Annotated in this window: 12 protein-coding genes; 6 read left to right on the forward strand and 6 right to left on the reverse strand. The window is 61.5% G+C overall.

Features of this window, described 5'->3' with window-relative positions; genetic code table 11:
• Window position 1: 1 nt before the first annotated feature.
• Entirely contained in the window at window positions 2-1,699 is a 1,698-nt protein-coding gene (locus V3C40_RS03515) for a methyl-accepting chemotaxis protein (RefSeq protein ID WP_034756094.1), read from the reverse strand.
• A 566-nt stretch (window positions 1,700-2,265) separates the two neighbouring features.
• Between V3C40_RS03515 and V3C40_RS03520 the strand changes: the two genes are divergently transcribed.
• Window positions 2,266-4,353, forward strand: a complete 2,088-nt coding sequence (locus tag V3C40_RS03520; protein ID WP_331776530.1) for a 3-hydroxyacyl-CoA dehydrogenase NAD-binding domain-containing protein — start codon at window positions 2,266-2,268, stop codon at window positions 4,351-4,353.
• A 144-nt stretch (window positions 4,354-4,497) separates the two neighbouring features.
• On the opposite strand, the gene V3C40_RS03525 is transcribed toward V3C40_RS03520, so the two are convergent.
• The 3 genes from V3C40_RS03525 to V3C40_RS03535 form a co-directional block, all read right to left on the reverse strand.
• Window positions 4,498-5,346 (reverse strand): alpha/beta fold hydrolase, encoded by an 849-nt coding sequence (locus V3C40_RS03525; RefSeq protein ID WP_331776531.1) that lies wholly within the window; start codon window positions 5,344-5,346, stop codon window positions 4,498-4,500.
• A gap of 100 nt (window positions 5,347-5,446) precedes the next feature.
• Complete coding sequence (locus tag V3C40_RS03530) at window positions 5,447-5,845, reverse strand: VOC family protein (RefSeq protein ID WP_072453540.1); 399 nt, start codon at window positions 5,843-5,845, stop codon at window positions 5,447-5,449.
• A gap of 98 nt (window positions 5,846-5,943) precedes the next feature.
• Window positions 5,944-6,183: a DUF2798 domain-containing protein gene (locus V3C40_RS03535; protein ID WP_070302497.1), complete on the reverse strand. Its 240-nt coding sequence runs from the start codon at window positions 6,181-6,183 to the stop codon at window positions 5,944-5,946.
• 110 nt (window positions 6,184-6,293) lie between these two features.
• On the opposite strand from V3C40_RS03535, the gene V3C40_RS03540 reads away from it, so the two are divergent.
• Both V3C40_RS03540 and V3C40_RS03545 read left to right on the forward strand, forming a co-directional pair.
• The gene (locus V3C40_RS03540) at window positions 6,294-7,232 is read left to right on the forward strand and encodes a LysR family transcriptional regulator (RefSeq protein WP_072453541.1); all 939 of its coding nucleotides are present in this window, start codon (window positions 6,294-6,296) and stop codon (window positions 7,230-7,232) included.
• Window positions 7,233-7,347: 115 nt separating this feature from the next.
• Entirely contained in the window at window positions 7,348-7,551 is a 204-nt protein-coding gene (locus V3C40_RS03545; RefSeq protein WP_331776532.1) for a hypothetical protein, read from the forward strand.
• Between the two features lie 88 nt (window positions 7,552-7,639).
• On the opposite strand, the gene V3C40_RS03550 is transcribed toward V3C40_RS03545, so the two are convergent.
• Complete coding sequence (locus tag V3C40_RS03550) at window positions 7,640-9,340, reverse strand: MFS transporter (RefSeq protein ID WP_331776533.1); 1,701 nt, start codon at window positions 9,338-9,340, stop codon at window positions 7,640-7,642.
• Window positions 9,341-9,570: 230 nt separating this feature from the next.
• Between V3C40_RS03550 and V3C40_RS03555 the strand changes: the two genes are divergently transcribed.
• The 3 genes from V3C40_RS03555 to V3C40_RS03565 all read left to right on the forward strand — a co-directional run bounded on the left by V3C40_RS03555 (window position 9,571) and on the right by V3C40_RS03565 (window position 12,274).
• On the forward strand, window positions 9,571-10,749 hold the full coding sequence (locus tag V3C40_RS03555) for an acetyl-CoA C-acyltransferase (RefSeq protein WP_331776534.1): 1,179 nt from the start codon (window positions 9,571-9,573) through the stop codon (window positions 10,747-10,749).
• A 127-nt stretch (window positions 10,750-10,876) separates the two neighbouring features.
• A complete protein-coding gene (locus tag V3C40_RS03560; RefSeq protein WP_219328980.1) occupies window positions 10,877-11,179 on the forward strand; it encodes a Dabb family protein in 303 nt (100 codons plus the stop codon).
• A 96-nt stretch (window positions 11,180-11,275) separates the two neighbouring features.
• Window positions 11,276-12,274, forward strand: a complete 999-nt coding sequence (locus V3C40_RS03565) for an NADP-dependent oxidoreductase (RefSeq protein WP_331776535.1) — start codon at window positions 11,276-11,278, stop codon at window positions 12,272-12,274.
• A gap of 73 nt (window positions 12,275-12,347) precedes the next feature.
• Here the strand turns inward: V3C40_RS03565 and V3C40_RS03570 are convergent, their stop codons facing one another.
• Entirely contained in the window at window positions 12,348-13,544 is a 1,197-nt protein-coding gene (locus V3C40_RS03570; protein ID WP_331776536.1) for an FAD-dependent monooxygenase, read from the reverse strand.
• Window positions 13,545-13,648 lie beyond the last annotated feature (104 nt).

The following is a 13,648-nucleotide window of genomic DNA, read 5'->3' on the forward strand; positions in this document are numbered from 1 at the left end:
CCTACACCACGAAGCCGGAGACAGTCTGGTTCAGGCTGCCCGCGCGTTCGTTCAATCCATCCGTCGAGCGGGCGATGCTGTCGCAGTTGGCGGCCGACTTTTCCGTTTCCTCGGCGATATACTGGATCGCGGTCGACACTTCGCGCGCCGTCAGCAGCTGCTCGTTGGCCGCCTTCGAGATGTCGGAAATGGCCAGGGTGGTTTTCGCCACGCCCGAGACGATCTTGTCGAAGGCGTCGCTGGCCTGGCGCGAAATCTCGCTGCCGGTCGACACGCGCTTGACGGATTCGTTGATCAGCTTGGAAATTTCCTTGGTCGCCTGCGACGAGCGCTCGGCCAGCTTGCGCACCTCGTCGGCGACGACGGAAAAGCCCAGGCCGTGTTCGCCCGCGCGCGCCGCCTCGATGGCCGCGTTGAAGGCCAGCATGTTGGTCTGGTTGGCGATCTCGCTGATGACCTTGACGATTTCGCCGATGTCTTCCGACGAGCGGTTGATCAAGTCCATCGCTTCGATCGATTTGGCGACGGCGCGCGCGCCCGCTTCCGCTTCCTGCTGCGTGGCTTTCGCCAGGGAATCGGCGTTCGAGGTGTTTTCCGCGATGGAATTGATGGAAAACGTCAGGCCGTCGATGGACGCGTTCATTTCTTCCACCGTGGCGCCCAGCGCCTGCGTGCCCACGGCGACGCCCGTGGCCCGTTCGGCGATGGCGTTCGACGCGTCGGCAAAGCCGTTGGCGGCCGACACCACGTTGCCGATCACGCCGCGCAAGTCGACGATCATCTTGCTGATGCCGCCGGCCAGCAAATCGATCGGTTCGCTGCCTTCGGGCACGATATTGCAGGTCAGGTCGCCTTGCGCCGCGCGCGCCACCGAGTCGAGCAGGGCATTGACCTTGCGGCTGTCGTTGGCGGCCTTGGCCTGGATGCTGTTTTCCAGGTTCACCTGGTCCGTGATGTCGATGGCGAACTTGACCACTTTATACGGTTTGCCGTTCAGGTCCAGGATGGGGTTGTAGGTGGCCTGTATCCACACCACCTTGCCATGGTTGCCCAGTCGCTTGTAGCGGCCCGCGTCGAATTCTCCGCGGTTGAGCTTTTGCCAGAATTTCTTGTACTCGGTGCTGCTGGCATACTCGGGTTCGCAGAACATGCGGTGGTGCTCGCCCTGGATATCGCTCAAGTCGTAGTCCATGACGGCGAGGAAATTGTCGTTGGCGTCCAGCACATTGCCCTGCATGTCGAATTCGATCACGGCCTGCGCCTTGCCGATGGCGCTGACCTTGCCTTCGTATTCGACATTGCGTTTTTTCAGGGCTGTGATGTCGGTAGCGAACTTGATGACTTTATACGGCTTGCCGTCCGCGTCGAGGATGGGATTGTAGGAAGCATTGATCCACACTTCGCGCCCATCCCTGGCGCGGCGCTTGTATTCGCCCTGGTCGAATTCGCCGCGTCCCAGCTTGGCCCAGAAGTTGCTGTATTCGTCCGTTTTGACATACTCGGGGTCGCAGAAGATGGCGTGGTGCTTGCCTTGCACTTCGGCCAGGGTATAGCCGACGACGCGCAGGAAATTGTCATTCGCATGCAGGATGGTGCCGTCAAGCTCGAATTCGATGACGGCCTGGACACGGTTCAATGCAGTATTTATCGCTTGTAAGTCCAGATCCTGCGAGTGGCTGACATGGCTGGCTGCGTCCATAGTATTTCCTTCGGGGTGAGAAGAGGAATGGGAACGATAAGGCTGCTGTTATTATTTTTTCCGCTATCGGTTTAAGGCAGGGATTAAGGCGGCGATGTTATTGCATTGCCGGCATCTGGTGATAATCGGTGAGAATGTGCGCGATCAACGGCCGCCAGTGTTCGCCCTGCGGTTTGCCTTTAGTAGATAAATTGTAGAGTATTGATTTGAATCAACAATTTTATTATTCCCCAGCGTCTGGCGAAAAACAAGGGGCGGGAATAAATAATGTAAAAACTGTCGTAATTGCCCCATGTCGGCATATAACAAACCCATTCTTCTACATAATAAAACGTTGTTATTATTGTTGTGGTTTTATTATTTAAATGAATATCCAAGTGATAGCTTCTACAAGAGCTTGCCGCTTGCAGCAGAATCTTTCCGCAAACGATGTTGTACCATGGCGTAGCATGCTGGCGCCGGGCGCGTCACGACAAAAATAATACGAGCGTTCTTTTATGCGGTATAGTGAAGCTTCATCCCTTGCAACCACCTCATCGCTGAGCAAAAATCAATAAGGAAGAGACATGAGTGCTGAATATCAAGTAAACGGCGCCGTTGCCGTCATTACCCTGGCCAACCCGCCCGTCAATGGCCTGGGCCTGGCGACGCGCACGGCCGCCGTGGCCGGCATCCGCCAGGCGCTGGCCGACGAGGCCGTCAAAGCCATCGTCATCACGGGCGCCGGCAAGGCCTTTTCGGGCGGCGCCGATATCAAGGAATTCAATTCGCCCAAGGCGCTCACGGAACCGACCCTGCACACCCTGATCAACGTCGTCGAACAATCGACCAAGCCGGTCGTGGCGGCCATCCACAGCGTCTGCATGGGTGGCGGCCTGGAGCTGGCGCTCGGTTGCAACTACCGCGTGGCCGCGCCTGGCGCGCAGATGGCCTTGCCGGAAGTCAAACTCGGCATCTTGCCGGGCGCGGGCGGCACGCAGCGCCTGCCGCGAGTGCTGGGCCTGGAAATGGCCCTGAACATGATCGTCTCGGGCACGCCCGCCGCGTCCGAAAAACTGGCCGGCACGGCCCTGTTCGACGAAGTCATCGCGCCTGGCGCCGATTTGCTGGCCGCCGCCGTGGCCTTCGCCACGAAAGTGGCCGACGTGCGTCCGCTGCCGAAAGTGCGCGAGCGCAAGGTCGACTACCCGAACCACGAAGCGTTTTTGCAGTTTTCGCGCAATACCGTCAAAGCCATGTCCGGTCCGTTCCCCGCACCGCTCAAATGTGTCGATGCCGTGGCGGCCGCCGTGACGATGAAATTCGACGACGGCTTGAAGTACGAGCGCGAACTGTTCATGCAGCTGGTGCAGTCGCCCGAGTCGAAAGCCCTGCGCCACGCCTTCTTTGCCGAGCGTGTCGCCAGCAAGGTGCCCGACGTGCCGTCCGACACGCCAGTGCGCGCGATCGCCAGCGCGGCCATCGTCGGCGCCGGCACCATGGGCGGCGGCATCGCCATGAACTTCGCCAACGCGGGCATCCCCGTGATGCTGCTGGAAACCAAACAGGAAGCGCTGGACAAGGGCCTGGCCACAATCCGCAAGAATTACGAGAACACGGTGAAGAAGGGCAAGCTGACGCAGGAGAAGGCCGAGCAGCGCATCGCGCTCGTTTCCGGCACCTTGGCGTATGCGGACATTGCGCAAGCCGACATCGTCATCGAAGCCGTCTTCGAAGAGCTGGGCGTCAAGGAAACCGTCTTCAAACAGCTCGACGCCGTCATGAAGCCGGGCGCCATCCTCGCCTCGAACACATCGACTTTGGACCTTGACAAGATCGCCGCGTTCACCAAACGCCCGCAAGACGTCATCGGCACGCATTTCTTCAGCCCCGCGAACGTCATGAAGCTGCTGGAAATCGTCCGCGGCGCGAAGACTGGCAAGGACGTGCTGGCCACCGCGCTGGCGCTGTCGAAAAAGCTGAAGAAGACAGGTGTCGTCTCGGGCGTGTGCGACGGCTTCATCGGCAACCGCATGATCGAGCAATACAGCCGCCAAGCCGGTTTCCTGCTGGAAGAAGGTTGCCTGCCGGAACAGGTCGACAAGGCGGTCGAGAAATTCGGCTTCGCCATGGGACCGTTCCGCATGGGCGACCTGGCCGGCAACGATATCGGCTGGGCCATCCGCAAGCGCCGCTACGTGGAAAAGCCGGACGTCACGTATTCGAAGACGGCCGATTTGCTGTGCGAACTGGGGCGGTTTGGCCAGAAGACGGGCGCCGGCTGGTACGATTACAAGCCGGGCGACCGCAAGGCGTATCCGTCGGAACAGGTCAATGCCATGATTATCCAGCACTCCGCCGACATCGGCGTGGCGCGGCGCAAGATTAGCGACCAAGAAATCGTCGAACGGCTCGTGTATGCGCTCGTCAATGAAGGCGCGCGTATCCTGGAAGAGGGCATCGCCTTGCGTGCCTCGGACATCGACATGGTGTACTTGACCGGTTACGGCTTCCCGCTGTTCCGCGGCGGCCCGATGTTCTATGCGGACACGGTCGGCTTGCCGAACGTGCTCGACACGATTGCCGGCTATGCCAATGGCCGCCACGGCGAAGCGTGGACGCCGGCGCCGCTGCTGGTGAAGCTGGCGGGCGAGGGCAAGGGGTTTAATAGCTAAGCCGACGCCAACAATATTGTCGGATTACGCGCGGCTTTGCCGCGCTAATCCGACCTACGCCTCTACGAGGGCTCAAGAGCCGGGTAGGTCGGATTAGCGCGCAAGCGCGTAATCCGACACCACCACGGACGCCAGCAAGCATGTTTACTTCTTCTTCGCCACCATCTTGACCGCCTCGTTGACGATGACGGGGTTGTCTTTCTGGATGTAATAGCCGGCGCCCGTGATGCGCTCGATGGCTGGCGCGCCGGACAGGCGCTGCCAATCCTTTTCCTGGGCCCGCACCACGTTTTCAAACGAGCCCATTTCCTCGATGCCGAACTTGTCGCGCACCAGCAGCATGGCGGGCACGCGCAGCGGGCTGCTCATGTCGACGTGTTGCAGACACTGCGTCTGGGCATCGAATTCGGTCGATTCCGTACTGTTGAACATGAGTTTACGCCGCGTTTTGACGAGCATGGCGTAAGTGGACGCGTCCGTCTGCAGGCGGTTCCACTGCTGCGGGTGGGTAGGATCGAGCAGGACGAGGCCGGCCACGTCCTGCGGATACAGCCTCGCATACACATATTGGTACAGCCCGCCCAAGCCATGGCCGACGAGCACATACGGCGGCTTCAGGCCCGCTTGCGTCAGCAGGGCCCGCTGCTGGGCGGCGATGGTGCAGGGATCGCGCGGCGTGGTGGTTTTCTGGCTGTCGCCGTAGCCGGGGCGGTCGTAGACGAGCACGCGGTGCTGCTTGGCCACTTCGGGCACGACCTTGGCCCACACATCCTTGCCGTCGCCCATGGCCGACTGGAAGACCACGGGCAAGCCGTTCTGGCCGCTCAGGGTATAGGCGATACTGGCGTCGGGCAGGGCCGCGGTGGCGGGAATACCTGGCGTGACTGGCGTGGATGGCAACAGGGAGCAGCCGGAAAAACAGCCAGCCAGCAGCAAGCCGGCGCTGGAGAAGAGCATGGTGCGCGCGGGGCGGCCGACGAATAGATGATGCATGAATCTCCTTCTTTGTTCACGGACCGGTATGGCGTGCCAGCCATTATAGGCAAATCGTCCCGAAGTGGAAATGCCGAACAGAGCCGGGTTTCCCGTCCTGTCAGCTGGCGTCGGCGCGATGGCAGACGGCTTCGATGCGGTTGCCGTCCGGATCGAACAAAAAGGCCGCGTAATAACTGGTGTGATAGTGGCGCAGTCCGGGCGCGCCCAGGTCGATGCCGCCATGCGCCAGACCCGCCTGCCAGAACGCTTCCACGGCCGCGCGCGAGGAAGCCTTGAAGCAGCAATGGCGGCGCGGCGCGTCGTCGGGCTGCGGGCCCAGCCGCACGGAAAAGTAGCTGCGCTCAGGATGCTGCGCGTCGCTGCGCTCGCCATAGCCTATCCAGGCGTTGGCATGGTCGCTGCCCACCTTGGGCACGTCGAGCGCGGCAAAGACGGCGTCATAGAAGCGCTCGGCGCGTTCCAGGTCGCTGACGGTGAGGGAAACGTGATCGAGCATGGGCACTCCGCGGTAAAGAAGACGGTCATAGCATAGCCCGGATCAGGGCGGCCGTGGGCGGGAGTGACCGAGTGGTACTGCCGGCGGACGACTGCCGGTCAAGCGCTGCTGGCGAGCCGGGCCACGATGTTGCGGCTCATCAGCTGCACGCGGGGCGCGAACAGCATCACGGCGCAGAAGGCCACTGGCCAGGCGGCAAAGAAGGCATGGCGCCAGCGGGGCAGGAAATCGGCCTGCAGGCCGATATTGAGCCAGGTGACCCAGGCGCTCATCAGCAGGGTCATGAGCAGCGACATCAGGAAGGCAAATACGCAGCGCAAACGCAGGGCTTCGGACATGGAGCACTTTCAAATGGTGAAGATATGGCAGCGTAACGACTTGCAGCAATCTATACTAGAGCCATATTTTTAATTTCAAATTCCGAAAATGCAATCATGCTCGACGAATCATGCTTGATGACTTAGCCCTGTTTGTCTCCATTGTCGAGGCGGGCAGCCTGCATGCGGCGGCCGTCAAGGAAGACTTGCCCGCCGCTACCGTCACGCGTCGGCTGCAAAAGCTGGAAAGCCAGCTCGGCTACCGCTTGCTCAACCGCAGCGCGCGCCGCCTGCAGCCGACGGCGGAAGGCTGGCAATACTACGAGCAGTGCCGGCCCCTCGTGCATGCCTTGCGGCAAGCGACGCAGCAGCTCGACGCCAGCCTGTCGGCCGTCTCGGGCAGCATCCGCGTGCTGGCGCCCGTCAACTTCGCCAGCGGCTTGCTGACGCCGGCCTGGGTCAGCTTCATGCAGAAGTACCCGGATATCCGCCTGGAGCTGGAACTGTCGAACCTGCTGCAAGACCTCGTGGGCAGCGGCGCCGACCTGGCCATCCGCGTGGGCGCGCTCGACGATTCCTCGCTGATGCAGCGCCGGCTGGGCAGCGCTTCGCTGGTGATGGTGGCCGCGCCAGCCTACCTGGCTCGCGCGGGCGTGCCGCGCGACTTGCAGGAACTGGAACAGCACGAGCTGATCGTGGCCGAGCCGCTGCGCAGTTGGCGCTTGCGCCGGCCCGGCGATGGCGCCGAAATGGTGATCGAACCGCAGGCGCGCCTGCGCGTCAATGAAATGCGCCTGGCCGTGGAGATGGCCGACGCAGGCATCGGCATCCTGCTGTGTCCGCTTCTGCAATGCCGCGACGAAGTGGCCAGCGGCAGCCTCGTGCGCGTCCTGCCCGACTGGATGCCGCAGCCGCGCCACGTGTACGCCGTGTGGACGCAGCGGCGCTACCTGCCGGCCCGCGTGCGCGTGCTGCTCGAGCACCTGGCGGCGTTCGCTGCTGGAAATCCGCTGTTGAACGAGGATGCCAGCGCCGGTCAGCTCGTTGCGCCAGGAATCCTTTCCATTTAGTAATACCGAGCGCTTGTACTTTCCGCCGGGATCGCGTTAAGATAAAGCTGCTTGCTTATCCAGCGGGCAATCTGGTGTTTTTCGCGCAATCCCGTCCCTATCCATGAGAGTAGCAATGAAATATCTGATCGTTCCCTTCTTGCTGGCGATGACCGGCTGCGAAGTACTGTATGACGCGAACCGGGACAAGATCGGCGAGTATTGCAACAGCCTCAATAATTTCGACGACCGCAATGCCTGCCGCAAGCGCAACCAGACCAGTTACCAGGAATACGTGCAGCAGCGCGACCAGCTGAAAAAGGGCGAGAGCGACAAATAAGCTTGCCTCCGTATAAAAAAACGCCGCTGACCAGTCAGCGGCGTTTTGCTTTGCGGGCCCCGGCCTTGCGGCCGGGGCTTGCGCCGTATCAGTCGTCGGCGTAGATATTGTTGTCCTTCGTTTCCTTGACGAACAGGGTGCCGATCACGACAGTCGCCAGGGCGACGACGATCGGATACCACAGGCCGTAATAGATATCGCCCTTGAAAGCCACCAGCGCGAAGGCTGTGGTCGGCAGCAAGCCGCCGAACCAGCCGTTACCGATATGGTAGGGCAGGGACATCGAGGTGTAACGGATACGCGTCGGGAACATTTCCACCAGCATGGCGGCGATCGGGCCGTACACCATGGTCACGTACAGCACCAGGATGAACAGCAGCAAGACGACCATCGGCTTGTTGATCTGGTCCGGATCGGCTTTCGCAGGGTAGCCCGCTTCCTTGATGCCGGCGCCCAGTTCTTTCTTCAGCGCCGCTTCTTTGGCCTTGCTGTCCGCATCGAAGTTCAGGCCGTCCGGCGTCATGACGGCGTTAAACGACGTGAATTCCTTCGTACCGATGCGTACCTTGGCGATGCTGCCGGCCGGTGCGTCTTCCTTCGTGTAGTTCACCGAGCTGTTCGACAGGAAGCCGGTGGCGATGTCGCACGACGATGGGAATTTCTTCGTGCCCGTCATGTTGAACTGGAAGTGGCAGGAAGCAGGATCGGCCACGACCACCACTGGCGAGTTCTTCAGAGCCGCTTCCAGCTGCGGGTTGGCAAAGTGGGTCAGGCCGTTGAAGATCGGGAAGTAGGTGGCCGCGGCGATCAGGCAGCCGCCGAGGATGATGTACTTGCGGCCGATGCGGTCGGACAGGCTGCCGAAGAACAGGAAGAATGGCGTGGCCAGCAGCAGGGCGATGGCGACGAGCACATTGGCCGTTGCCAGGTCCACTTTCAGGGTCTGGATCATGAAGAACAGGGCGTAGAACTGGCCCGTGTACCAGACGACAGCCTGGCCGGCAGTCAGGCCGATCAGGGCCAGGATGACGATCTTCAGGTTTTTCCACTGGCCGAACGCTTCCGTCAGCGGGGCTTTCGAGGTCTTGCCCTCGGCCTTCATCTTGGAAAACGCCGGCGATTCATTCATGGCCAGGCGGATCCACACTGAAATACCCAGCAGGATGACGGAGACGAGGAAGGGAATGCGCCAGCCCCACGCTTCGAAATCCTTCTCGCCGGTCGCCAGGCGGGTGCCCAGGATGACCATCAGCGACAGGAAGAAGCCCAAAGTGGCCGTCGTTTGTATCCACGCCGTGAACGCGCCGCGCTTGCCTTCAGGCGCGTGCTCGGCCACATAGGTGGCTGCGCCGCCATATTCGCCGCCCAGCGCCAGGCCTTGCAGGATGCGCAGGATGACGAGGATGATCGGCGCGGCGATGCCGATGGACGCGTGGCCCGGCAGCAAGCCGACGATGAAGGTGGAGCCGCCCATGATCAAAATGGTGATCAGGAAGGTGTACTTGCGGCCGATCATGTCGCCCAGGCGGCCGAAGACCAGCGCGCCGAACGGACGCACGATGAAGCCGGCGGCGAAGGCCAGCAGCGCGAAAATGAAGGTGGTGGTGGGGTCGCCGATGAAGAATTGCTTGGCGATGATGGAAGCGAGCGAACCGTACAGATAAAAATCGTACCATTCAAAAACGGTGCCGAGCGAGGACGCAAAGATGACCTTGCGTTCCTCGGGCGTAATCGGCGTTCCCTTGGTCGAAGTTTTCCGTACGTCGGCCGAGCCGGATGGTGATGCCATGGTTTGTCTCCCTATGTTTTATATAGTGAACTGGTGCCGCAGTCTTTTTGACCATTCTTGCAACAGCTGGAGGCGAGTGTGTTCTCCGAACCTTACGTCATGCTTGCTTGAAACTTACACCAAGCTTACAAAACGATGTCCGGCAGAACTTTGCGAACGACCGTACTTAAATGTGCTATTCTCATTCCACAGATACCCCACCCAATAATATCCCCACAAGGAGACACAGCATGAATGAAGCCGTCATCGTATCGACCGCCCGCACGGGCCTGGCCAAGTCCTGGAAAGGCGCGTTCAACATGACGCATGGCGCCACCCTGGGCGGCCACGTGCTGGCGGCCGCCGTCGAGCGCGCGCGCATCGAGGCGGAGGAAGTGGAGGACGTGCTGGTCGGCTGCGCCTTTCCCGAAGGCGCGACAGGTGGCAATATCGCGCGCCAGGTGGCCTTGCGCGGCGGCTGCCCCGTGACGACGGCCGGCATGACCGTCAACCGTTTCTGCTCGTCGGGCCTACAGGCGATCGCCCTGGCCGCGCAGCGCATCATCGCCGGCGAAGGCGATATCTATGCGGCGGGCGGCGTGGAGTCGATTTCCTGCGTGCAAAACGAAATGAATACGCATATGTACCGCGAAGTCTGGCTGCAGCAGCACAAGCCGGAACTGTACTGGCCCATGCTGCAGACGGCCGAAACCGTGGCCAAGCGTTACCAGATTTCGCGCGAGCGCCAGGATGCCTACGGCGCGCAAAGCCAGCAGCGCGCAGCAAGTGCCCTGGCCGCCGGCCGGTTCGACGCGGAAATCGTGCCGATGACCACCATCATGGGCGTGGCCGACAAGGCCAGCGGCATGCTCGTGTCGCGCGAAGTGACGATTGCCGCCGACGAAGGCATCCGCGCCGACACGACCTACGACGGCGTGGCGAAGATCCGCCCGGCCATTCCTGGCGGCGTCATCAGCGCCGGCAATGCCAGCCAGTTTTCCGATGGCGCGTCCATGGCCATCGTCATGAATGCGAAAGTGGCCGAAGCGAAAGGCTTGCAGCCGCTGGGCATCTTCCGCGGCTTTGCCGTGGCTGGCTGTGAACCCGATGAAATGGGCATCGGCCCCGTCTACGCGATTCCGAAACTGCTGAAAAAGGCGGGCTTGACTGTCGCCGACATCGGCCTGTGGGAACTCAACGAAGCGTTTGCCGTGCAAGTGCTGTATTGCGCCGATACCCTGGGCATTCCCATGGACCGCCTGAACGTCAACGGCGGCGCGATCGCCGTCGGCCACCCGTACGGCGTGTCGGGTGCCCGCCTGACGGGCCACGCCTTGATCGAAGGCAAGCGCCGCGGCGTCAAATACGTGGTCGTGACCATGTGCATCGGCGGCGGGCAGGGCGCGGCCGGGCTGTTCGAAGTGCTGTGATGTTTGCGTGAACCCAGTCAGCGGGCGGCTTCCAGAGCCGCCCGTTTGCATTGCGCGCCCGGTTCCTGCAAGGCGCGCCGATAGCGGTTACAGTAATGCTTCATTAATAAACAAGCAGCCTGCCACCATGATCAAGCACATCGTTTTCTGGAAACTCAAAGACCAAGCCGAAGGCGCCGACCGCGCCACGAACGCCTTGAAACTCAAGGCTCTGCTCGATTCCTGTTCCGGCCTGGTGCCCGGCATATTGAAATTCGAAGCCGCCGTGGCCCAGCCGGGCCTGGAAGCGACCTACGACATCGTCCTGTACAGCGAGTTCGCCAGCCGCGAAGCGCTCGACGCCTACCAGAACCATCCAGAGCACGTGAAAATCAAGCCGTTCTTTGGGGCGGTGCGTGAAGCGCGGCAATGCATGGACTATGAAGTGTAATGACAGCGTAAATCCGGGGTCAGACCCGCCGGGTCTGACCCCAGCTCTTGCTTTACGGGCTAAATTCTGAACTTCACCCCACAAACAGGATCCCATATGACCACCTACCAACGCATCGTCCTCGCCTCGCGCCCCGCCTCCAATGAGGAAGTCCAGCCGGCACATTTTCGCCTGGAAACTCAAGAGATTCCCGCCATCACGGATGGCCAGTTGCTGGTGCGTAACCAGTACCTGTCGCTCGACCCTTACATGCGCGGGCGCATGAGTGCCAATAAAAGCTATGCGGCACCGCAGGCGCTCGATGAAACGATGATCGGCGGCACGGTGGGCGTGGTGCTTGAGTCGAAGCATCCGAAGTTTACCGTGGGCGACATGGTCGTGGGTACCCTGGGCTGGACGGAAGTGGCTGTATCGGACGGCACGATGCTGCGCAAGGTCGACACGACACACATTCCTGCTTCGGCTTACCTCGGTTCCGTCGGCATGCCGGGCATGACGGCCTGGTATGGCTTGAACCAGATCATGGCGCCGAAGGCGGGCGAAACGGTGGTCGTGTCGGCCGCCAGCGGCGCCGTGGGCAGCGTCGTGGGCCAGCTGGCGAAATTGAAAGGTTGCCGTGTCGTCGGCATCGCGGGCGGGGCGGAAAAATGCCGCTATGTTGTCGAGGAACTGGGTTTCGATGCCTGCGTCGACTACAAGGCGGGCAATCTGGAGGCCGATTTGGCGGCGGCGACGCCCGACGGCATCGACGCCATCTTTGAAAACGTGGGCGGCGCGATCTTCGATGCGGCGCTGGCGCGTACCAATGCGTTTGGCCGCGTGGCCGTGTGCGGCTGGATCGCCGGCTACAACGGCGAGCCGACGCCGCTCGACAATGCCCGCCTGATCCTCACCAACCGCCTCACCGTGCGCGGCTTTATCGTTTCCGAGCAGCCGGAATTCTGGCCGCAGGGACTGGCGGAACTGGGTTCCCTGGTGGCGACGGGCAAGCTGAAATTCCGCGAATCCGTGGCCGATGGCCTGGCCAGCGCGCCGGAAGCGTTCATCGGCCTCTTAAAAGGGCGCAACTTCGGCAAGCAGCTGGTGAAGTTGTAAGCGGGCTGTTTTGAAATGACCGAGCGCGCCGCCAGTTCCTTGCCCGGCTGCGCCCGGTAGCACAGCAATGCTTTCAATAGATCGGCAGCGTGAAATCCTCGTCGATCCTGCGCGCCCTGGTCTTGGCGTTCGCTTGCAACAGCGACTGGATCAATGCGCTGCCGACGCACCGTTGCAACAGATGCGCGATGGCTATGCCGAGCCGCGTCCGCACGTGCATGAGCCGGATGAGACGAGGGCTGAGCTCCTGCTGCGTACGCTCGGCATACGGGCGCAGGATGCGTTCATATGCCTCGAAAGCCTCGGTGTGGGTCGCGCACCTCTTGATTTCCCCTGCCAGCACGTAGGCTCCCACCAGCGCCAGCGCCGTGCCCTTGCCCGTGAATGGCGTCGGACAATGCGCCGCATCGCCCAGCAAGACCAGCCGGCCTTTTGACCAGGTCGATGCTTGCACCTGGCTCATCGGTCCGAAGTAGAAGTCCTGGACGGTATCCAGCTCGGCGATGATACGATCGGCCACCTTGCCCCGGCCTGCCAGTGCCGTGCGCAGCATCTCGCGTGGCGACGGCGCCGTCGGACTCCGCACACCAGGCTCAGCGGCTGGAAAGGTCATCAGCACGGTAGTGTCCGTCAAGCCACCTGGCCTGAGGTTGATCATCGTACCGCCTATGCCGTTGACGGAGCAGGCCCAGAAGTCGTCTTCCGGCCGCCGGGGAATGTTGAAAAACGCCATGTAGGCGCCGAGGTAACGCATGCGCGTTTCAGCGGCCAGCACCAGGTCTCTGGTCGGCGAGCTCACGCCGTCGGCGCAGATCACCAGCGCGAAGTCCTCTGCCGTGCCATTGGCAAAGGTTGCCCGCACACCATTTTCAATCTCTTCAACGCCGCTGACGGACGTGCCAAAACGGTATTCGCAAGTGCCGCGGGTCGCATCGAACAAAATACGGGCGAAATCGCCGCGCAGGATTTCGAAATCGCAGGTCAGTCCACCGATACTACCTTTGGGAAAAACAGCCACCACCTTGCCGGCCGCGTCGAGCCACTTCTGTCCGCATTCCAGCGTGTCGCGTGCCTCGACCTGTTCCGTCAAACCCATGCGCTTGATGACCTGCTGCGCGGCGTCCTTCACATCGACGTTCTGCCCGCCGACCCTGAGCGCGCCGGCCTTTTCGACGAGCACCACGGAGTAGCCGTACCTGGTCAGCCACCAGGCACACGCAGGGCCGGCGATGCCGCCGCCGCAGATCAGGATTTTCTTCGTTTGTTCCATATGACAGCTTTCGTGGTTGTGATGTCAGCGCCCATGTTAGGCGCGCCACGTGTTGGTCACAATGAGCCAACAGGCCATGTTATATTGAATTCTTGCCACTGATT

Origin of the sequence: Janthinobacterium sp. LS2A, from assembly GCF_036543145.1 — a bacterium.
Taxonomy (GTDB): Bacteria; Pseudomonadota; Gammaproteobacteria; order Burkholderiales; family Burkholderiaceae_D; genus Janthinobacterium; species Janthinobacterium aestuarii.

Coding starts and splice junctions, on each gene's coding strand:
- V3C40_RS03515 (WP_034756094.1), bottom strand. CDS start 1,699: ATGGACGCAGCCAGCCATGTCAGCCACTCGCAGGATCTGGACTTACAA.
- V3C40_RS03570 (WP_331776536.1), bottom strand. CDS start 13,544: ATGGAACAAACGAAGAAAATCCTGATCTGCGGCGGCGGCATCGCCGGC.
- V3C40_RS03545 (WP_331776532.1), top strand. CDS start 7,348: ATGAAATATCTGATCGTTCCCTTCTTGCTGGCGATGACCGGCTGCGAA.
- V3C40_RS03565 (WP_331776535.1), top strand. CDS start 11,276: ATGACCACCTACCAACGCATCGTCCTCGCCTCGCGCCCCGCCTCCAAT.
- V3C40_RS03520 (WP_331776530.1), top strand. CDS start 2,266: ATGAGTGCTGAATATCAAGTAAACGGCGCCGTTGCCGTCATTACCCTG.
- V3C40_RS03560 (WP_219328980.1), top strand. CDS start 10,877: ATGATCAAGCACATCGTTTTCTGGAAACTCAAAGACCAAGCCGAAGGC.
- V3C40_RS03540 (WP_072453541.1), top strand. CDS start 6,294: ATGCTTGATGACTTAGCCCTGTTTGTCTCCATTGTCGAGGCGGGCAGC.
- V3C40_RS03535 (WP_070302497.1), bottom strand. CDS start 6,183: ATGTCCGAAGCCCTGCGTTTGCGCTGCGTATTTGCCTTCCTGATGTCG.
- V3C40_RS03550 (WP_331776533.1), bottom strand. CDS start 9,340: ATGGCATCACCATCCGGCTCGGCCGACGTACGGAAAACTTCGACCAAG.
- V3C40_RS03525 (WP_331776531.1), bottom strand. CDS start 5,346: ATGCATCATCTATTCGTCGGCCGCCCCGCGCGCACCATGCTCTTCTCC.
- V3C40_RS03555 (WP_331776534.1), top strand. CDS start 9,571: ATGAATGAAGCCGTCATCGTATCGACCGCCCGCACGGGCCTGGCCAAG.
- V3C40_RS03530 (WP_072453540.1), bottom strand. CDS start 5,845: ATGCTCGATCACGTTTCCCTCACCGTCAGCGACCTGGAACGCGCCGAG.